The 18,928-nt window shown below is 61.1% G+C and carries 16 protein-coding genes and 4 tRNA genes; 3 read left to right on the forward strand and 17 right to left on the reverse strand.

Going from position 1 to position 18,928, the window contains the following annotated elements:
* Nucleotides 1-217: 217 nt before the first annotated feature.
* The 16 genes from rpoB to AC56LV_RS13265 all read right to left on the reverse strand — a co-directional run bounded on the left by rpoB (nt 218) and on the right by AC56LV_RS13265 (nt 15,705).
* Complete coding sequence (gene rpoB / locus AC56LV_RS13190; RefSeq protein ID WP_183554432.1) at nt 218-4,327, reverse strand: DNA-directed RNA polymerase subunit beta; 4,110 nt, start codon at nt 4,325-4,327, stop codon at nt 218-220.
* 294 nt (nt 4,328-4,621) lie between these two features.
* Nucleotides 4,622-4,996 (reverse strand): 50S ribosomal protein L7/L12, encoded by a 375-nt coding sequence (gene rplL / locus AC56LV_RS13195; RefSeq protein ID WP_183554434.1) that lies wholly within the window; start codon nt 4,994-4,996, stop codon nt 4,622-4,624.
* A 60-nt stretch (nt 4,997-5,056) separates the two neighbouring features.
* Nucleotides 5,057-5,593 (reverse strand): 50S ribosomal protein L10, encoded by a 537-nt coding sequence (gene rplJ / locus AC56LV_RS13200; RefSeq protein WP_183554436.1) that lies wholly within the window; start codon nt 5,591-5,593, stop codon nt 5,057-5,059.
* A 273-nt stretch (nt 5,594-5,866) separates the two neighbouring features.
* Nucleotides 5,867-6,565, reverse strand: a complete 699-nt coding sequence (gene rplA, locus AC56LV_RS13205; protein WP_183554438.1) for a 50S ribosomal protein L1 — start codon at nt 6,563-6,565, stop codon at nt 5,867-5,869.
* On the reverse strand, nt 6,565-6,996 hold the full coding sequence (gene rplK / locus AC56LV_RS13210) for a 50S ribosomal protein L11 (protein ID WP_137172442.1): 432 nt from the start codon (nt 6,994-6,996) through the stop codon (nt 6,565-6,567). The genes rplA and rplK overlap by 1 nt, the downstream gene beginning before the upstream one ends.
* 113 nt (nt 6,997-7,109) lie before the next feature.
* The gene (gene nusG, locus AC56LV_RS13215; RefSeq protein ID WP_499558247.1) at nt 7,110-7,778 is read right to left on the reverse strand and encodes a transcription termination/antitermination protein NusG; all 669 of its coding nucleotides are present in this window, start codon (nt 7,776-7,778) and stop codon (nt 7,110-7,112) included.
* Between the two features lie 2 nt (nt 7,779-7,780).
* Nucleotides 7,781-8,167 (reverse strand): preprotein translocase subunit SecE, encoded by a 387-nt coding sequence (gene secE / locus AC56LV_RS13220; RefSeq protein WP_183554440.1) that lies wholly within the window; start codon nt 8,165-8,167, stop codon nt 7,781-7,783.
* Nucleotides 8,168-8,203: 36 nt separating this feature from the next.
* Nucleotides 8,204-8,279: transfer RNA gene (locus AC56LV_RS13225), tRNA-Trp, on the reverse strand.
* Between the two features lie 102 nt (nt 8,280-8,381).
* Nucleotides 8,382-9,575, reverse strand: coding sequence for an elongation factor Tu (tuf, locus tag AC56LV_RS13230; RefSeq protein ID WP_183554297.1), 1,194 nt, complete (start codon nt 9,573-9,575; stop codon nt 8,382-8,384).
* Nucleotides 9,576-9,661: 86 nt separating this feature from the next.
* A tRNA-Thr gene (locus AC56LV_RS13235) sits at nt 9,662-9,736 on the reverse strand.
* 39 nt (nt 9,737-9,775) lie between these two features.
* Nucleotides 9,776-9,849, reverse strand: a tRNA-Gly gene (locus AC56LV_RS13240).
* Nucleotides 9,850-9,885: 36 nt separating this feature from the next.
* Nucleotides 9,886-9,970: transfer RNA gene (locus tag AC56LV_RS13245), tRNA-Tyr, on the reverse strand.
* Nucleotides 9,971-10,138: 168 nt separating this feature from the next.
* Nucleotides 10,139-11,674: an HDOD domain-containing protein gene (locus AC56LV_RS13250; RefSeq protein ID WP_499558249.1), complete on the reverse strand. Its 1,536-nt coding sequence runs from the start codon at nt 11,672-11,674 to the stop codon at nt 10,139-10,141.
* A gap of 2 nt (nt 11,675-11,676) precedes the next feature.
* A complete protein-coding gene (locus tag AC56LV_RS13255) occupies nt 11,677-13,329 on the reverse strand; it encodes a response regulator (protein ID WP_499558251.1) in 1,653 nt (550 codons plus the stop codon).
* Nucleotides 13,330-13,484: 155 nt separating this feature from the next.
* On the reverse strand, nt 13,485-14,423 hold the full coding sequence (locus AC56LV_RS13260) for a J domain-containing protein (protein ID WP_499558253.1): 939 nt from the start codon (nt 14,421-14,423) through the stop codon (nt 13,485-13,487).
* Between the two features lie 133 nt (nt 14,424-14,556).
* Nucleotides 14,557-15,705 carry a class I SAM-dependent methyltransferase gene (locus tag AC56LV_RS13265; RefSeq protein ID WP_499558255.1) on the reverse strand — a complete coding sequence of 383 codons (1,149 nt, stop codon included), beginning with the start codon at nt 15,703-15,705 and terminating at the stop codon, nt 14,557-14,559.
* A 66-nt stretch (nt 15,706-15,771) separates the two neighbouring features.
* Between AC56LV_RS13265 and AC56LV_RS13270 the strand changes: the two genes are divergently transcribed.
* From AC56LV_RS13270 to ttcA, 3 genes are read left to right on the forward strand one after another with little or no spacing between them, the layout of a single operon-like run.
* The gene (locus tag AC56LV_RS13270; RefSeq protein WP_499558256.1) at nt 15,772-16,608 is read left to right on the forward strand and encodes an SDR family oxidoreductase; all 837 of its coding nucleotides are present in this window, start codon (nt 15,772-15,774) and stop codon (nt 16,606-16,608) included.
* Between the two features lie 2 nt (nt 16,609-16,610).
* Nucleotides 16,611-17,009, forward strand: a complete 399-nt coding sequence (locus tag AC56LV_RS13275; RefSeq protein WP_499558257.1) for a dihydroneopterin aldolase — start codon at nt 16,611-16,613, stop codon at nt 17,007-17,009.
* The gene (ttcA, locus tag AC56LV_RS13280; RefSeq protein ID WP_499558259.1) at nt 17,006-17,959 is read left to right on the forward strand and encodes a tRNA 2-thiocytidine(32) synthetase TtcA; all 954 of its coding nucleotides are present in this window, start codon (nt 17,006-17,008) and stop codon (nt 17,957-17,959) included. Before AC56LV_RS13275 ends, ttcA begins: the two co-directional genes overlap by 4 nt.
* A gap of 89 nt (nt 17,960-18,048) precedes the next feature.
* Here ttcA and AC56LV_RS13285 read toward each other — a convergent pair whose 3' ends face one another.
* The gene (locus tag AC56LV_RS13285; RefSeq protein ID WP_499558261.1) at nt 18,049-18,900 is read right to left on the reverse strand and encodes a transposase; all 852 of its coding nucleotides are present in this window, start codon (nt 18,898-18,900) and stop codon (nt 18,049-18,051) included.
* Nucleotides 18,901-18,928 lie beyond the last annotated feature (28 nt).

Below are 18,928 nucleotides of genomic sequence, written 5' to 3' on the forward strand. Positions count from 1 at the left end.
CCAGGTGATTGAATTCTTTACTGACTTGCTTGCCGCCAGCTCCTCACTGATTTTCGCCAGTGCTTGCATAACCCGCTGACCTTAAAGGCGTCATCCCCGCGCAGGCGGGGATCGAAGTGTGCCGGCTGATTCACCGGGCTCAGGCCCCGGACTGCTCCGGGGCGACGTCGCGAAGGCCGCAGAGCCAGCCCGAAGGCTGGCGGCCTTGCTGGCCTGCTTAGTTGCGCTCGAGATCGATATCGATACCCAGCGAACGGATTTCCTTCACCAGCACGTTGAACGACTCTGGCATGCCGGCTTCGATCACGTGGTCACCTTTGACCAGGTTCTCGTAGACCTTCGTACGGCCGTTCACGTCATCCGACTTCACAGTCAGCATCTCTTGCAGCACGTACGATGCGCCGTACGCTTCCAGTGCCCACACCTCCATCTCACCGAAGCGCTGGCCGCCGAACTGGGCTTTACCGCCCAGTGGCTGCTGCGTCACGAGCGAGTACGGACCAGTCGAACGCGCGTGCATCTTGTCGTCGACCAAGTGATGCAGCTTCAGCATGTGCATGAAGCCAACGGTGACCTTGCGCTCGAATGCTTCGCCGGTGCGGCCGTCGAACATCGTGACCTGGTTCTTCGACGGAGTCATGCCCAGGTTGGCAGCGATGTCGTCCGGGAACGCCAGATCCAGCATACGACGAATGTCTTCTTCGTGGGCGCCATCGAAGACCGGGGTCGCGAACGGCACGCCGTTCTTGAGGTTGCCCGCCAGGGTCAGGATCTCTTCATCGCTGAAGCTGTCCAGGTCTTCCTTGCGGCCGGTTTCGTTGTAGATCTTGTCCAGGAACACGCGCAGGTCTTGTGCCTTCGCTTGCGCCTGCAGCATTTCGCCGATGCGCCAGCCCAGGCCCTTGGCCGCCCAACCGAGGTGGGTTTCCAGGATCTGACCGACGTTCATGCGCGATGGCACGCCCAGCGGGTTCAGCACGACGTCGGCAGGACGACCGTCCGCCATGAACGGCATGTCTTCCACTGGCACGATACGCGAGACCACACCCTTGTTACCGTGACGGCCTGCCATCTTGTCGCCCGACTGCAGGCGGCGCTTGACGGCCAGGTAGACCTTGACCATCTTCTGCACGCCTGGCTGCAGCTCGTCGCCTTGCGTCAGCTTCTTGCGCTTCTCTTCGAAGGCCAGATCGAACTGGTGACGCTTCTCGTTGATCGATTCCTTGATCGCTTCGAGAGCGTTCGCGGTGTCGTCTTCTGCCGGACGGATGTCGAACCAGTGGAACTTGTCCAGGTCCGCCAGGTACTCGGCAGTGATCGCCGCGCCCTTGGCCATCTTCTTCGGACCGCCATTGACGATCTTGCCGATCAGCATGCGCTCCAGACGCTCGAAGGCATCGCCCTCGACAATACGCATCTGGTCGTTCAGGTCCAGGCGATAGCGCTTGAGTTCATCGTCGATGATCTGCTGGGCGCGCTTGTCGCGCTGGATGCCTTCGCGGGTGAACACTTGGACGTCGATCACGGTGCCGACCATGCCCGAAGGCACGCGCAGCGAGGTGTCTTTCACGTCCGACGCTTTTTCGCCGAAGATCGCGCGCAACAGCTTTTCTTCCGGTGTCAGCTGGGTCTCGCCTTTTGGCGTGACCTTACCGACCAGCACGTCGCCAGCCTGCACTTCGGCGCCGATGTAGACGATGCCCGATTCATCCAGACGCGCCAGCTGGTTTTCTGCCAGGTTCGAGATGTCGCGGGTGATTTCTTCCGCGCCCAGCTTGGTGTCACGTGCGACGACCGACAGCTCTTCGATGTGAATCGAGGTGTAGCGGTCATCCTTGACGACGTTTTCCGAGATCAGGATCGAATCTTCGAAATTCAGACCGTTCCACGGCATGAACGCCACCAGCATGTTCTGACCCAGGGCCAGTTCGCCCAGGTCGGTCGATGCGCCGTCGGCGATCACGTCGCCACGGGCGACGCGGTCACCAACCTGCACGATCGGACGCTGGTTGATGTTGGTGTTCTGGTTCGAACGGGTGTACTTGATCAGGTTGTAAATGTCGACGCCGACTTCACCAGCCTGTGCTTCATCGTCGTTCACGCGAATGACGACGCGGCCCGCATCGATGTAGTCGACCATACCGCCACGCAGTGCCTGCACGGTGGTACCCGAGTCGACTGCCACGGTGCGTTCGATACCGGTACCGACGACGGCCTTCTCAGGACGCAGGCAAGGCACGGCCTGACGCTGCATGTTGGCGCCCATCAGTGCACGGTTCGCATCATCGTGTTCCAGGAACGGAATCAGCGAGGCAGCGACCGACACGATCTGGCCTGGTGCAACGTCCATGTACTGGACGCGCTCTGGCGAGACCAGGATCGTTTCGCCGGCTTCACGCGACGAGACCAGCTCGTCGATCAGTTGGCCGTTTTCATTGATCGCGGCGTTTGCCTGCGCAATGATGTAGCGGCCTTCTTCGATGGCCGACAGGTAATCGATCTGATCGGTGACCTTCGAACCATCGACCTTGCGGTACGGGGTTTCCAGGAAGCCGTATTCATTCAGGCGGGCGTACAGTGCCAGCGAGTTGATCAGACCGATGTTCGGGCCTTCAGGCGTTTCGATCGGGCACACGCGGCCGTAGTGGGTCGGGTGCACGTCGCGCACTTCGAAGCCAGCACGTTCGCGGGTCAGACCGCCAGGGCCCAGGGCCGAGACGCGACGCTTGTGCGTCACTTCGGACAGCGGGTTGGTCTGGTCCATGAACTGGGACAGCTGCGACGAACCGAAGAACTCACGGATCGCGGCCGAGATCGGCTTGCTGTTGATCAGGTCATGCGGCATCAGGTTGTCCGCTTCGGCCTGGCCGAGACGTTCCTTGACTGCACGTTCCACGCGGACCAGGCCAGCACGGAACTGGTTCTCGGCCAGCTCGCCGACGCAACGGACGCGACGGTTACCCAGGTGATCGATGTCATCGACTTCGCCGCGGCCATTGCGCAGCTCGACGAGAATCTTGATCACGGCCAGGATGTCTTCGTTCGACATGGTCATGTCGCCGGTCAGTTCATCACGGCCGATACGGCGGTTGAACTTCATGCGGCCGACAGCCGACAGGTCGTAGCGTTCCGGCATGTAGAACAGGCCGTTGAACAGCGCTTCGACCGATTCTTCGGTTGGCGGTTCGCCAGGACGCATCATGCGGTAGATCGCCACGCGCGCCGCGGTGCGGTCAGCGGTGTCGTCGGTGCGCAGGGTTTGCGAGATGTAGCCGCCCTGGTCCAGATCGTTGGTGTACAGCGTCTGGATCTCGGTCACGTCTGCATCGCGCAGCTTGCCCAGCAGTTCTTCGGTCAGCTCGTCGTTGGCGACAGCGATGACTTCACCGGTGTCCTGGTCGACGATGTTCTTGGCCAGCACGCGGCCCAGCAGGTAGTCTTCAGGGACCGAGATGGTCTTGATGCCGGCAGCTTCGATGTCACGGACGTGCTTCGCGTTGATACGCTTGTCCTTGGTGACAATGGTCTTGCCCGACTTCGGATCGACGATGTCGAAACGCGCGACTTCGCCGCGCAGACGCTCGGGGACGAACTCGAGTTCGCCGCCGTCGTTGCGCACGACGAAGTTGTCGAAGACGAAGAAGTTCGCCAGGATCTGCTCCGGCGTCATGCCGATGGCCTTGAGCAGGATCGTCACTGGCATCTTGCGGCGACGGTCGACGCGGAAGAACAGGATATCCTTCGGGTCGAACTCGAAGTCGAGCCACGAGCCGCGGTAAGGAATGATCCGTGCCGAGAACAGGAGCTTGCCCGACGAGTGCGTCTTGCCGCGGTCGTGCTCGAAGAACACGCCCGGCGAACGGTGCAGCTGGGACACGATCACGCGCTCGGTGCCGTTGATCACGAACGAACCGTTCGTGGTCATCAGTGGCAGCTCGCCCATGTAGACTTCTTGTTCCTTCATTTCCTTGACGACCGGCTTGGTCGGCGATTCCTTGTCCAGGATCACCAGACGCACCTTGGCGCGCAGCGGCGACGCGAAGGTCAGGCCACGCTGCTGGCACTCTTTCACGTCAAACGCAGGGTCACCCAGCACATACGACAGGAATTCGAGGCGCGCAAAACCATTGTGCGACACGATAGGGAAGATCGAAGAAAAAGCCGACTGCAGACCCTCGGCCTTGCGTCCCGATGGGACAGCATCAGCCTGGAGGAAGTTCTCGTAGGATTCCAGCTGGGTAGCCAGCAGGTAGGGAACGTTGTGAACGTTGGCGCGTTTCGCGAACGACTTGCGAATACGCTTCTTCTCAGTAAATGAGTAGTGCATGGACACTCCGTGAGTGACAGAAAGGATGAAGAATTCAGGATTTGCCAGTGGCACGCGCCACCACCACACACAATTCCTGAAGTCTTTACTCTTTCGCGCCAGATGAAAAGGACAAGCAAACTGCTGTGTTACGATATTTCTGAGCCGGTGTTGCCGTCTCTATTCTGTCATTCCTTGGCGACGTCTGTCGCAGGGACGACAAAAGAGCCAAAGCCGCAATTCCCGCCTTCCGGCAAGTTTTGCAAGCTTTGACTCCCGCATCAGGTGCTGCGAACAGCACCCTTTGCCTATGTATTACTTCAGTTCAGCCTTGGCGCCTGCATCTTCCAGCTTCTTCTTGGCGGCTTCAGCTTCTGCTTTTGGCAGGGCTTCTTTGACCGTCTTAGGAGCGCCGTCGACGACGTCTTTGGCTTCTTTCAGGCCCAGACCGGTGATTTCACGGACTGCCTTGATGACGCCGACTTTGTTCGCGCCGATTTCGGTCAGAACAACGTTGAACTCGGTCTGCTCTTCAGCAGCAGCGGCGCCAGCGCCACCACCGGCTGCAGGAGCTGCCATTGCAGCTGCCGACACGCCGAACTTCTCTTCGAATGCCTTGACCAGTTCGTTCAGGTCCATGACGGACATTTCGCTCACTGCGTTCAGGATATCGTCTTTGCTAATTGCCATTTGAAACTCCAGTTTTGATTTGTATGTAGTTCAGGTTGGTACTTGAAAAAAAAGGGAAGCTTACGCTTCTGCAGGAGCTTCTTCTGCGGCCGGAGCTGCTTCGGAAGAACCTTCGCCTTTTTTCGCTGCCAGGGCAGCCAGACCACGTGCAAAGCCCGACACCGGAGCCAACATGACGCCCAACAGCTGCGAGATGAGAACTTCACGGGATGGGATGCTTGCCAACGAGGTAACGCCAGCTACGTCGAGCTGCTTACCTGCGTAGTTACCGGCTTTGATGACCAGCTTGTCGTTGGTTTTAGCGAAGTCATTGATGACTTTAGCTGCTGCAACGGCATCGTCCGAGATCGAATAGATCAGCGGACCGGTCATGGAATCAGCCAGCGAGGCAAACTGCGTGCCTTCAACAGAGCGACGAGCCAGCGTGTTCTTCAGAACACGCAGGTACACGCCCTGGGCACGTGCGGATGCACGGAGCTTGGTCAAGTGACTAACCTGGATGCCACGGTACTCGGCGACGACGATGGTTTGCGCAGATGCTACTTTTGCGGAAACTTCTTCGACGACGGCCTTTTTGTCATTCAGATTAAGACCCACGGTCAATCTCCTTAAATGATGAGAACGAGATGTTCACATCGGTTCGAACACACGGCGTCCGAAGTTAAGAAGCCTTAAACTGAGCGGATGAATTCACGCAGCTGGACTACAAAACTTGTTCGGGTACACCATCTGCGTTGGGTTGTCTTTTAACCGCATGCCCAACCTCTGCACTTGGCCCAACGGTCTTTGATTGTCTGCCGCAGCGATCAGTTACTGCGACAGCCCAAAGAATCGCCCCGCACCAATGGTGCGAGGACTTGAATTTGCTAATTAAGCAGCAGCGATCGAAGCGTGATCGATGCGCACGCCAGCACCCATCGTCGACGACAGGGCGACCTTGCGCAGGTACACACCTTTCGACGTGGTTGGCTTGGCTTTGTTCAGCGCGTCGATCAGGGCAACCAGGTTGCTCTTCAGATCTTCGTCGGTGAACGATGCACGGCCGATCGTTGCGTGAACGATACCTGCCTTGTCGGTACGGTACTGGACCTGACCGGCTTTGGCGTTCTTGACGGCGGTTGCGACGTCTGGGGTCACGGTGCCGACTTTCGGGTTAGGCATCAGGCCACGTGGGCCCAGGATCTGACCCAGGGTACCGACGATACGCATGGTGTCTGGCGAAGCGATGACGATATCGAAAGGCATGTCGCCGGCTTTGACGCGCTCGGCCAGGTCTTCCATACCGACGATGTCGGCGCCGGCTGCACGTGCAGCTTCAGCCTTCTCGCCCGTTGCGAACACAGCAACGCGCACGGTCTTGCCGGTGCCTGCTGGCAGCACGACCGAACCGCGAACCACTTGGTCCGACTTCTTTGGGTCCACGCCCAGTTGCACCGAGACGTCGATCGACTCGTTGAACTTGGCAGTGGCGAATTCTTTGACCAGCGACAGACCGTTGTCGAAGGCGTAGACTTTATTGCGGTCTACTTTAGCTTTGATAGCTTTGACGCGTTTGGACAGCTTAGCCATTACAGACCCTCCACCGTGATGCCCATCGAACGTGCCGAGCCAGCGATGATACGCACTGCTGCGTCCATGTCGGCGGCGGTCAGGTCCGGCTGCTTGGTTTTTGCGATTTCTTCAGCTTGAGCGCGGGTCAGCGATGCAACCTTGTCGGTATGCGGCTTGGCCGAACCCTTGGTGATGCCAGCGGCTTTCTTGATCAGGTACGTTGCCGGTGGCGTCTTCATCACGAAGGTGAACGACTTGTCGGCGAACGCGGTGATCACGACCGGGATTGGCATGCCTGGCTCGACACCCTGGGTCTGGGCGTTGAACGCCTTGCAGAATTCCATGATGTTCAGACCGCGCTGACCCAGTGCTGGACCGATCGGTGGGGATGGGTTTGCTTTACCAGCTGGAACTTGCAGCTTGATAAAGCCAATGATTTTCTTTGCCATGAAAGGCTCCTATCTTTGACTTGAGTAGTAGCGCCCCACCGCGACTACTCGTCTCCGGCGGGGCTCCTCTTACCGGATTCCGCCTACCTGCTGCGACGCTCCGATTGTAGCGTTTAGACTTTCTCGACTTGCCCGAACTCCAGTTCCACCGGAGTCGCGCGGCCGAAGATGGTAACAGAAACTCGCACCTTCGACTTTTCGTAATTGACTTCTTCGACGTTGCCGTTGAAATCGGTGAACGGGCCTTCCTTGATCCGGACCTGTTCGCCCACTTCGTACAGCGTCTTTGGCCGAGGCTTCTCGACACCTTCCTGGACCTGCTGCATGATCTTGTCGATCTCGCGCGCCGGGATTGGGGTCGGCTTGTTCGACTTGCCGCCGATGAAACCGGTGACCTTGCTGGTGTTCTTCACCAGGTGCCAGGTTTCGTCGGTCATTTCCATCTCGACCAGCACGTAACCCGGGAAGAAGCGGCGCTCGGTAACGGCCTTGGTGCCGTTGCGCATCTCGACAACTTCCTCGGTTGGCACCAGGATCTGGCCAAACTGTTCTTGCATGCCGCCACGTTCGATCCGCTCGGTCAGGGCGCGCATGACGCTCTTTTCCATACCCGAGTAGACGTGAACGACGTACCAGCGCTTGTTGCTGACCGGGACACTCACGGGTGCAGCTGCTTCTGGTGCTGCTTCTGGCACTACTTCCTGCTCTGGAACGCCTTCTTCCGGAGCGCCTGTCGCCGGAATCTCTTCCGGCGCGGTATCTTCTTGTACGTTTTCGCTCATGTTTATTTCCAACCCAGGACAAAGTCGTACAACAGGAGCTCGAGAATCTTGTCGGTGCCCCACAGGAAAATCGCCATCACAACCACAAAGGCAAACACGATGCCGGTGATCTGCAAGGCTTCACGGCGGGTCGGCCAAACGACCTTCTTGGTCTCGCGCACCGATTCCTTGGCAAAGCTCAGGAAATCACGGCCGGTGGTGGAAGTCCACAAAAGCAGGACAGCAAAAACTAAACCAGCCAAAAGGGCGCCTGCGGCGACCAAGGCTGGTTTGTTCTGGCCTGTCAGGTAAAAGAACCCGACGACGCCTGCAATCGCTGCAACCACCGCCAACGCGACCTTGAACTTGTCATTCGAGGTGCTGACAGTTTGCACGGATTGATTAGACATTCTTCTTTACTTTCGGTGCCTGGCACCAGAATTCGGTGGCAGGGGCGGAGGGAATCGAACCCGCGACCTTCGGTTTTGGAGACCGACGCTCTGCCAATTGAGCTACACCCCTACGAAAACTTCCAGCTGAATCCAACATTATACAGCAAGCGCGCGCTCACTGACAATGCTGTTCGAGGGAAACGGAAATGACTTCCGTTTCCCTCTGCTCTGCTTAGTTAGGCAGAATCTTTGCGACCACGCCGGCGCCGACAGTACGGCCGCCTTCACGGATTGCGAAACGCAGACCTTCTTCCATCGCGATCGGGTTGATCAGCTTGACGGTGATCGACACGTTGTCGCCTGGCATGACCATTTCTTTGTCTGCTGGCAGCTCGATCGAACCGGTCACGTCAGTCGTACGGAAGTAAAACTGTGGACGATAGTTGTTGAAGAACGGGGTGTGACGGCCGCCTTCATCTTTCGACAGAACGTAGATCTCGCCGGTGAAGTGGTTGTGCGGCTTGATCGAACCTGGCTTTGCCAGGACCTGACCACGCTGGACATCTTCACGCTTGGTACCGCGCAGCAGCAGGCCGACGTTGTCGCCAGCTTGACCCTGGTCCAGCAGCTTGCGGAACATTTCCACGCCGGTGCAAGTGGTCTTGACGGTGTCGATGATGCCGACGATTTCGATTTCTTCGCCGACTTTGACGACGCCGCGCTCGACACGACCGGTCACAACGGTACCGCGACCCGAGATCGAGAACACGTCTTCCACTGGCATCAGGAACGCACCATCAACAGCGCGCTCTGGCGTTGGGATGTAGGTGTCCAGTGCTTCGGCCAGACGGGTGATGCATTCTTCACCCATTTCGCCCGGCTTGCCTTCGAGGGCCATACGTGCCGAACCCTTGATGATTGGGACGTCGTCGCCTGGGAACTCGTACTTCGACAGAAGCTCACGCACTTCCATTTCGACCAGTTCCAGCAGCTCTGCGTCGTCGACCAGGTCGCACTTGTTCAGGAACACGATGATGTATGGAACGCCAACCTGACGGGCCAGCAGGATGTGCTCGCGGGTCTGTGGCATTGGGCCGTCAGCAGCCGAGCACACCAGGATCGCGCCGTCCATCTGCGCAGCACCGGTAATCATGTTCTTGATGTAGTCGGCGTGGCCTGGGCAGTCAACGTGAGCGTAGTGACGGTTTTCGGTCTCGTACTCGACGTGCGCGGTGTTGATGGTGATGCCGCGTGCTTTTTCTTCTGGTGCCGCGTCGATCTGGTCGTAGGCCTTGGCTTCGCCGCCGAATTTCTTCGACAGGACGGTCGCGATTGCAGCCGTCAGCGTGGTTTTGCCGTGGTCAACGTGACCGATGGTGCCGACGTTTACGTGCGGCTTGGTCCGTTCGAATTTACCTTTTGCCATTTCAGACTCCTAAGATCTAACGATATTTTTGAGAATTACCAGGCACACCTGACGGACGAGTGCAACGCGACTGCCGTACAAAATTCTGGTGCCCTTGACGTGGATTGAACACGTGGCCTCTCCCTTACCAAGGGAGTGCTCTACCACTGAGCTACAAGGGCTGATTTGGTGCGATGTTCAACTTGCACACCGCAAAACACTGGAGCGGGTGAAGGGAATCGAACCCTCGTCGTAAGCTTGGAAGGCTTCTGCTCTACCATTGAGCTACACCCGCGAGGTACAACTTCAATTCGACTTCACGATCTTCTTTTGGTGGTGGGGGCTGGATTCGAACCAGCGTACTCAGAGAGGGCAGATTTACAGTCTGCTGCCTTTAACCACTCGGCCACCCCACCGCGAAGAACCGCAGAGTATGAAGCAAGCTCAACGTACTGTCAATCAGGTTTGGGTAGAAGGTTTTTCCACTTCGCCTGACAGCGTTGCTTCGGGGCGTGATTGTAACGGTCGGACTCTAAAGCCGCAAGGGTCATTTTGCGCGGCGTGAAAAAAACTTGGTTTGTTCGTCAAGCCGGCGCCAGTGCGGCCAGCACCTGCGCCTTGAGCGCCTTGATCAGCGCCGTCTCGTCCGGCGGCACGCCTTCGGGCGCCGTGAAGATGCGGTCGGCGTAGAACAGCCCCAGCTGCGCCTTGCCCACCACCAGCGGCAGCACGATGAAACTCTCGGCGTCCGGCAGCAGCGTCTTGTACCAGGCCGGCAGCAGGTCGCGGATCTTGGGGCTGAAGGCGTCCGGGATCATCATGTCGGCATTGTTTTCCAGCGCCAGGTGGAACAGGTCGCGCGTGAATGCGCACGGGAACGTGAAGCCGGCCTGCAGCTCGGCCTTGTTGTCCCCCAGCGAGGCACGTGCCCGGAAGGTGCCGGTCCGGCCGTCCCGCAGGCAGATGGTGGCAAAGCGAAAGCCCAGCGCGCCGTACAGCGTTTCAAGCACCGCCATGATGACGTCGTTGGCGTTGGCGGCCGACCCGCCCAGCACCGACACATCCTGCACACCGGCCAGCAGCAGGTCGCGCGCATTCTTCGGCTTGCCACTGGGGTAGAACTCGCCTTCGTCGGCCTCGCCTGCGTCGAGCATCGCCAGTGCCAGCACGTTCGGCAGGCTGCTGCCGGCCTTCGGGTCGGTCTTGGGGGCGCGCTCCATGTTCATGCTCTGCAGCATGCCGTTCATGCTTTCCTGGACGGTGTCGAACAGCGCTGCCAGCCCGGGCATGTCGAGCCCGAGCGCCGCGCCGTAGCGCGCCAGCAGCGCCGCGGCCTCGGGCGCATTGGCCGGATCGTGGTGATGGCCCATCAGGCGCGCCACGTCCTGGCTGAACGCGGCCACCTGGCGCATCCACTCGGCGCGTTCTGGCGCGACCGTGAGCGTGCCAGGCGGGGGCGAGGCCTGGGCTTCGATGATCAGCGCAGGCAATTGCCATTCGCGCAGCACGGCCTCGGACAGGGCCTCGAAGGTGCAGCCAAGGATCAGGCGCGACGCTTGCGCGTGGGTGTGCTTGCCGGTGGCGACCAGGGCCGCGATCTCGCGGTAGCGCTCCGGCTCGTGGCTGGCCAGCAGCATTGGCCCCAGGTTTTTGAACAGCGCGCAGATCCCCGCTTCTTCTGCGCCCGGATGGGGGCTGCGGTGCGCCATTTCCTGGCCCACCAGGCTGGCGCACAGCGCCGCCTGAAGTTCGACCCGCACGCCGTGCTCGGCCACGTCGAGCGCGTCGACCAGCAGCATCGCCAGCGCGGCGGCGCGCACATTGTCAAAGCCCAGCAGGGAGATGGCGCGCGAAATCGTCGTCACCGGCGCGCCCAGCTGCGTGCGATACGCCACCGTGTTCGACAGGCGCAGGATGCGCTGGGTCAGCGCCACATCCGCCATCACGTAATACGCGAGATCGGCCGAGCCTTCATCGACGCTGTAGCCCATGCCGATCACGCGCGTCATGGTGCCGCCGAGACTGAACATGCGCTCCGTGCCGCTCAGCTTGCGCATCAGCGCGTCACGCACCCGACCCGAGGCGGGGTGGCCGTGTGCGCCGTGGGGAAGATCGGCCATCGTCAGCCTGCCTTGGGCGGCGGCATGCGCAGCCCCTGGCGCACGCCCTGATCGTGCTGCTTGAGCACTTGCTGGAACAGCGCCGCCAGCGCCGGCAGCTTGGGATTGAGCGGGTCGAGCTTGCGCACATTGCCGATCAGGGTCGGAACCTGGCCACCGAGCCGCTCGTCCCAGCCGCCTGCTTCCAGGCAGCGCAGCACCGCCAGCGTGGCATTGAACGCCACCGACGGGTTGTTCGGCAGCTTGTGCGCTGCCTCGAGCATCAGCGTAACCGCGCCCCGGTAATCGCCGCTCTTGGCGCGCGCGGCGCCGCTGGCGACCAGGTCGACCACGTGCTGGCGGCTTTCCTGGACCATCGAGCGGGCCAGCTCGCCCTTGCCCGCGCTTTCCATCACGCCCACGGCGCGCGCCATCACGGCCTCGTCGCCGGCATTGCGCATCACGTCGCGCACGACCGAGCAGGCGCCCTCTTCCATGTCATGGTCGAGGCATGTGCGGGCCAGCTCGAGCTTGATGTCGACCGACACGCCCGGCGCATCCTGGCAGGCCGCCACCGCCGTGGTCAACGATTCGCCCAGGCGCACCTCGTTGCCGGTGTATTCGTGCACCAGGGCTGATGCAACCGCGCTGCACAGCGCCGTCGTGGTGCGCCCGCCCATCGTGCGGTCGAGATCGCGCACGACAGCCGCCGCGCCCACCGGATCGCCCTTGCCCACCAGCGTGCGCACCAGTTTGACGTGGTCTTCGGGATCGCGAAACTCGGAATACTTGGCCTTGCTCACCACCTGGCGCAGCGACTTTTCGGCGGTGTCGATGTCGCCCGCATCGAAGGCAATGTCGGCCAGCGTGCGCAGGCGCCGCACCGCGTGGGGCGAGACGGCCACGGCGTCGGCAAGCACGGCCTGCGCCTTCTCGAGCTCGCCAGCCGCGGCGTGGGTGCGCGCCAGCCAGTCGAAGGCGTCGACGAAATTGCGGTTGGTGTCGACCAGCTCTTCGAGAATGTCTTTGGCTTCGGCCAGGCGCTTGCGCACGAACAGCGTCTTGGCCAGCCCCAGCCGGGCCCAGGCAATCGCCTTGATCTCGACCAGGTGCCGATAGATGGGTTCGGCCAGCTCGGCCTGCCCCAGAAACATGTGCAGCTCGGCGCGCAGGCGCAAAAAGTCGATGGCATAGCGCGTGTGCAGGCGCTGGCCCTCGATGCAGGCGGCGATCGCCTCTACCTGGTCGCCTGCCTCCATCAGCGTGAACACGGGCAGGAAGGCATTGCGCTTGTCGAGCGCGCGCCCGATGCGTTCGAGCAGGCGGTCGGCGGTGAACGGCTTGAGGACGTAGTCGGTCGGCGCCAGCTCGGCCGCACTGACCACCTTGCTGTGGTTGCCTTCTGCGGTGACCATGAAGAACATCGTGGCCAAGCGCATCAGCTTGTGGTGGCGCAGGTCTTCCAGCAACTGCTGGCCATCCTGGCCGCCTTCGAGGTCGTATTCGCACAGGATGAGGTCGAACTGGCGCAGGCCCAGGTGCTTGATCGCCTGGTTGGACGTGCTGGCGTGCTCGATCCGGGTCAGGCCGCACAGCGTGAGCATGCTGTGGATGCTGGCGCGCATTCCTGCATGGGGCTCGATGATCAGGGCCGTCAGGCCTTCCAGTTCGTTCATTGTGGTCCGTATTGGCCTGCGATGGGCGTGGTGCGGCTGCATGGGCGCGCAGTATCGACCCAGTATATTACGGCGCAGAACGAATTAAATGAAATTGGCATGATGCGCCGTTTCAGGGCCAGCTACGGCGCATAAAAACGACAGCTGGAGAGCGCTTATTGAACGGGCTGGCGGCTGTCGCACTCGCCCTTGCCGGCGCCGACGACGATGTTCTGGTAATGCACCTCGTACTTGCCGGCCGTCAGTTTGTCGAGCGTGAACGTGGCACGCGGCTGCACGAAGGCGTGGCGCACGTTCGCGCGCCGCTCCAGGTCGTACAGCTTGACGAACACCGGCGACGCGTTCGCGCTATTGTCGAGCGTCACCTGCATCCCGGCGCCCTCGTTACCCACCGGGTAGCCCGGCAGATAGGCCGATTCGGCCGGCCACGGCTCGCCGCCTGGCGCCGCCAGGGTTTGCAGGTCGGTGCTGCAATCGGGCGCGCGGTCGAGCACCACCAGCTGGGCGATGCCGAGCGTGCGAACGGCAGGCATACCGCGGCCGGCCCAGGTATCCGGCGCGGGTGCGGGCTCGGCGGCTGCAGTTGCCCGCGTTGCTGCGGCTGTCGGCGGTGTGCTGGCCAGCACGCTGACGGGCTTCTGCACGCCGCTCCAGGCCAGCGCGTCGGGCATCATGCCCGGTTGCTGCAAGAGCAGGACGGCAGTCGCGGCGCCGGCCACAAAACAGGTAACCAGGCCCAGCCACCAGCGCGGGTCGCGCATCAGGCGCGCGCGGCGCGGCTTGTGGGCTGACGGGGCGTCGCCCGCGTCGCCGCCCTTGCGCAGCTGGCCGTCCTTGGCGTTCGAGCTTTCCAGCCACTCGACTTCCCATTCTTCGGACGCGATCCACTCGTCGTGCTCCTTGCGGCGCACCGGATCGGCCAGGACGTTGTAGGCCGAATTGACAACCGCCATGATGCGGGCGGCCTTTTCGTCGCCCGGATTCTTGTCCGGATGGTATTTCTGGCTCAGCGCCTTGTACGAAGCACGAATGACTTCCTGGGGCGCGTGACGCGACACCTTCAGGTTGTCATAGTGTGTGTGAATCTTGGCCATGGTGTGTCAAATCTGCCCGCTGATGCCTGCCATTGATGCTACGTCCTCGGCCAAGGCGGATGGCCGGACCCTGGCACTGGAATGTCGTACAGCTTAGACGCAATTGTGTCCGTTGTGCAAGATATCACAATTGTCACAGACGATGACTGCGGTCGGCCTGGGCGATTGCATCGGGCAATGTTACAGCCTGCCCGACCACCAGTACCTTGAATAATTCGCCCATTTCCGCTGGTGAAACGAGCTTTTGCACGGCGCGCGACTGCGGCAGGAAACGCAACGCATCTTCAGGGTTGTTTTCAAGCAACAATTCACCGATCCCGCCGCCGATCAGGAACGCCGCCTGGCTCATATAAGCCAGCACCGGCAGGCCGGCATCCTGGGCCGCCAGCGCCATCGCCGTGAAATCGACGTGCGCGGTAATGTCCTGCAGGCCCGGCAGATAGAACGGATCGGGGTGCGCGTGGTGGCGGTAGTGGCACATCAGGGTGCCGCCGATGCGCTGGTCAAGGTAGTACTCGTGGGCCGGGAACCCGTAGTCGAACAGGATCGCCGCGCCACGGCCGCCCGCGAACATCGCCGCCAGCGAACCCATGAAGCCGGCGCCGACCGGGTGCAGCTCGGTGACATAGCCTTCGATCATCTGTTCATGATCTAGCACCTTGCGCACCAGTTGCTCGTGCAAGGCCGCGTCGAGCGGCGCCTGGACAAAGGCGAACGCACCGTCCTCGATCGTGACCATCTGACGGCGCCAGCCGTCCCGTGTGCGGATCACCAGCTCGACCGGCATCGCATCGAGCACTTCGTTGGCCAGCACCACACCGCTGAAGTGCTCTGGCATGGCGTCCTGCCAGCGTACCTGCGGCAGATCGGCCAGGTTGGCCTGCTGGCGCGCGCGCAGCTCGCCCGACAATTCGATGATCGTGTACGAGTTGACGGCGACGCCCTGACGCGCCAGCGCAGCCAGCACATCGCGCGCCAGGCGGCCGGTGCCGGCGCCGAACTCGATGATGTCGGGCGCGCTTTGGGCGATAATAGCGGCTGCCACGCGCGCCACCGTTGCCCCGAACAGCGGCGTCATCTCGGGCGCGGTGATGAAATCGCCCTCGGCGCCGAGCTTGGCGGCGCCGCCGCTGTAATACCCGAGGCGCGGCGCGTACAGCGCCAGTTCCATGAACCGCGAAAACGCGATCTGCCCACCGGATTGTTCGATCTCGTCAGCGATGCGCTGTTGCAGGGCGTGGGACGCGGCCAGGGCGTCGTGGTCGGGGGTGGGCAGGGACATGCCGGCATTGTAGCCAGATTCGCTTTTATCAACAATTTACTGCCTGACGTTCAGGCTTGATCACCCATGATGACCGACACAGTTCCAACCGCCCTGCCCCGGGTCGCGCTGGTGACCGGCGCCGGCCGCCGCCTCGGGCGCGCCATTGCGCTGGGCCTGGCCAGGGCCGGCTGGGATCTCGCGCTGCACTACCGCCATTCCGAACAGGATGCGATCGCCACCCGCGACGCCATCCTGGCGCTGGGCCGGCGCGCCGTACTGCTGCAATGCGACCTGGCCGACGATGTGGCCGTGCGCCTGCTGGCGGGCCGCGCCATCGATGCGCTCGGCGCGTTGACGTGCATCGTGAACAACGCGTCGTTGTTCGAATACGACAGCGCCACCGACTTTTCGCCGGCGCTGTTAAACGCGCATATGGCCGCGAATGTCACAGCGCCAGTGCTGCTGGCGCAGGCGCTGCATGCGGCCACGCCGCAAGGCGAGCAAGCCGTCGTCATCAACCTGCTCGACCAGAAACTGTACAATCTCAACCCGGATTTTCTGTCGTACACCTTGTCCAAGGCAGCGCTGCACGCGGCCACCACGATGCTGGCGCAAGCGCTGGCGCCGACCGTGCGCGTGGTGGGCGTGGCGCCCGGCATCACGCTGGTCTCGGGCGAGCAGAGCGAGGAAGGTTTCACGCATGCGCACCGCGCCACGCCGCTGGGGCGCTCCTCGACGCCGCAGGACATTGCCGACGCGGTCGTGTATGCCGCCAGCGCCCGCGCGTTGACGGGCACGACCCTGCTGGTCGATGGCGGCCAGCACCTGACGCCATCGACGCGCGACGTCATGTTCCTGACCGAACCACGCAACGACGAACCCAACAACCGTAGCACCGAATCATCTATCCAAAAGGCTTAACCATGTTGTCCGCCCTGTCCCACCCGAGCTTGCGCAATTGCCGCCGGCTGTTCCTGCGCAATTACGAAGTGATGATCAATATCGGCGTGCACGATTTCGAAAAGAAGGGCGAGCAACGTGTGCTGATCAATGTTGAGCTGTACATTCCGCTTGAGATGTCGACGCCGAAGGCCGATCAATTGTCTGAAGTGGTCGACTACGACTTCATGCGCGAGACGGTGGCCCAGCGCATTTCCAAGGGCCATATCCACCTGCAAGAAACACTGTGCGACGACATGGTCCAGGCCATGCTGGCCCATCCGCGCGTGCGCGCGGCGGGCGTGTCGACGATGAAACCCGACGTGTATGCCGATTGCGAAGGCGTCGGTGTCGAAGTATTCCGTATCAAGGACGAAGCATGAACGAAACCGTTATCGAGCGCCTGACCGAGGCGGACTTCCCGCTGGGCGAGGCCGCCCCCGTGATCGACGCCAAAAAGCAGGAAAAGATCGCCCACGAAAACCACAAGCTGCACAAGCGCCTGTGCCGCCAGGTCGGCCAGGCCATTGGCGACTTCAACATGATCGAAGACGGCGACAAGGTGATGGTGTGCCTGTCGGGCGGCAAGGACAGCTACGCACTGCTGGACATCCTCCTGACGCTGCGCGAACGCGCGCCGATCCACTTCGACATCGTCGCGGTCAACCTCGACCAGAAGCAGCCGAACTTCCCGGCCGACATCCTGCCGGCCTACCTGGACAAGCTCGGCGTGGACTACCACATCGAAAACCAGGACACCTACAGCATCGTCAAGCGCCTGATCCCGGAAGGCAAGACCACCTGCTCGCTGTGTTCGCGCCTGCGCCGCGGCATCCTGTACCGCGTCGCTGATGAGCTGGGCTGCAACAAGATCGCGCTGGGCCACCACCGCGACGACATCCTCGAAACCTTCTTCCTCAACATGTTCTTCGGCGGGAAGCTGAAGGGGATGCCGGCCAAGCTGGTGTCGGACGATGGCAAGCACATGGTGATCCGCCCGATGGCGTATGTGAAAGAGGCTGATACCGAGCGCTATGCTGAGGTAAAAGGCTTCCCGATCATCCCGTGCGACCTGTGCGGCTCGCAAGAGAACCTGCAGCGCAAGCAGATCAAGAACATGCTGCGCGAGTGGGAGAAAAAACATCCCGGGCGCGTGGAAAGCATTTTCTCGTCGCTGTCGACCGTGGTGCCATCGCATCTGATGGACCGTAGCCTGTTCGGTTTCGCGGATCTGAAGACGGATGGCGTGGCCAATCCGCTGGGGGATATCGCGTTTGATGAAGAGCCGTGCTCGACGCCGGTGGCGGGGACGATTTCGTTGACGCAGCTTTGATTTTCAAAGCCGGGGTCAGGTCTGACATTTGGACACGGCCTCAGCATCAAAGCCGGGGTCAGGTCTGACATTTGGACACGACCTCAGCATTAACCATGCGGTTTCGCTTTCTCGAAAGCAGCAACCGCCCGGCTGACTATTTTGGTCGAGACGCCAAAGGCGGTTGCAATCTGCGGCATGGTATAGGCGGTTGATCGGTAGGCGCGCGCCATTGCCTCATCCCTGGCGGGATAGGTGTTCTGATAGTCAAGCAAGGGAAGCGCCACTGCGCGCCGCGTCGCGCGCTTGGTTTCCAAGAGCGCTTCAGATCGCTGCATCTGCTGATGCTCCGATATGAAAACGTCGTCCCCCAGCAGGATTTGATGGCGGGTGGCATCCAGCGGGTTTGCTTGCCCGACACCCGCCAGTACAAACGCCTGATATGCCTCAATGGCGCTGGTGCGTGTGTCACCGAAGCGCTCCAGGAGCCGGTCGCGCGCCAACCATTCAGGCGGTGTTTCATCCCCGACAAAATAACGATGACTGCTCCATCGCCATTGATCCAGCGCTTCGACGACATGTGCACGTAGTGGATTCAACACGATGTACCGGGACACTTCCAGAAGATAACTTTCCTTCTGCACCAGGATCGCCTTGTAGCGCCCTTGAAACAAGTGCCCGACGAGATCATGCCGTCGATTGACATGCTGCGAATACACCCCGTTGAGCTGACGCATGCATTGCGCAAGATTTGCTTCGACCGTTTCGATCAGCAGATGGTAGTGATTGGTCATCTGGCAAAAGCTATGGATAACGCAGTGGTGGCGTTCACACACCTTCGCAAGAACCTCCAACCAAATCCGGCGATCGGCTTCATCGCGATAGATCGTGTTACGCCGGTTACCGCGCGACGTCACATGGTACAGCGCACCGGGAAAGTCGAGTCTGAGTGGTCGTGTCATCCGGCGACGCTACCGGATACGGGATACC

Source organism: Telluria sp. RB2R28 (assembly GCF_059685835.1).

Bases quoted from the DNA above. Each gene is read 5' to 3' on its own strand.
- rpoB (WP_183554432.1), bottom strand. From the start codon at position 4,327: ATGCACTACTCATTTACTGAGAAGAAGCGTATTCGCAAGTCGTTCGCG.
- rplL (WP_183554434.1), bottom strand. From the start codon at position 4,996: ATGGCAATTAGCAAAGACGATATCCTGAACGCAGTGAGCGAAATGTCC.
- rplA (WP_183554438.1), bottom strand. From the start codon at position 6,565: ATGGCTAAGCTGTCCAAACGCGTCAAAGCTATCAAAGCTAAAGTAGAC.
- rplK (WP_137172442.1), bottom strand. From the start codon at position 6,996: ATGGCAAAGAAAATCATTGGCTTTATCAAGCTGCAAGTTCCAGCTGGT.
- nusG (WP_499558247.1), bottom strand. From the start codon at position 7,778: ATGAGCGAAAACGTACAAGAAGATACCGCGCCGGAAGAGATTCCGGCG.
- secE (WP_183554440.1), bottom strand. From the start codon at position 8,167: ATGTCTAATCAATCCGTGCAAACTGTCAGCACCTCGAATGACAAGTTC.
- tuf (WP_183554297.1), bottom strand. From the start codon at position 9,575: ATGGCAAAAGGTAAATTCGAACGGACCAAGCCGCACGTAAACGTCGGC.
- AC56LV_RS13250 (WP_499558249.1), bottom strand. From the start codon at position 11,674: ATGGCCGATCTTCCCCACGGCGCACACGGCCACCCCGCCTCGGGTCGG.
- AC56LV_RS13255 (WP_499558251.1), bottom strand. From the start codon at position 13,329: ATGAACGAACTGGAAGGCCTGACGGCCCTGATCATCGAGCCCCATGCA.
- AC56LV_RS13260 (WP_499558253.1), bottom strand. From the start codon at position 14,423: ATGGCCAAGATTCACACACACTATGACAACCTGAAGGTGTCGCGTCAC.
- AC56LV_RS13265 (WP_499558255.1), bottom strand. From the start codon at position 15,705: ATGTCCCTGCCCACCCCCGACCACGACGCCCTGGCCGCGTCCCACGCC.
- AC56LV_RS13270 (WP_499558256.1), top strand. From the start codon at position 15,772: ATGATGACCGACACAGTTCCAACCGCCCTGCCCCGGGTCGCGCTGGTG.
- AC56LV_RS13275 (WP_499558257.1), top strand. From the start codon at position 16,611: ATGTTGTCCGCCCTGTCCCACCCGAGCTTGCGCAATTGCCGCCGGCTG.
- ttcA (WP_499558259.1), top strand. From the start codon at position 17,006: ATGAACGAAACCGTTATCGAGCGCCTGACCGAGGCGGACTTCCCGCTG.
- AC56LV_RS13285 (WP_499558261.1), bottom strand. From the start codon at position 18,900: ATGACACGACCACTCAGACTCGACTTTCCCGGTGCGCTGTACCATGTG.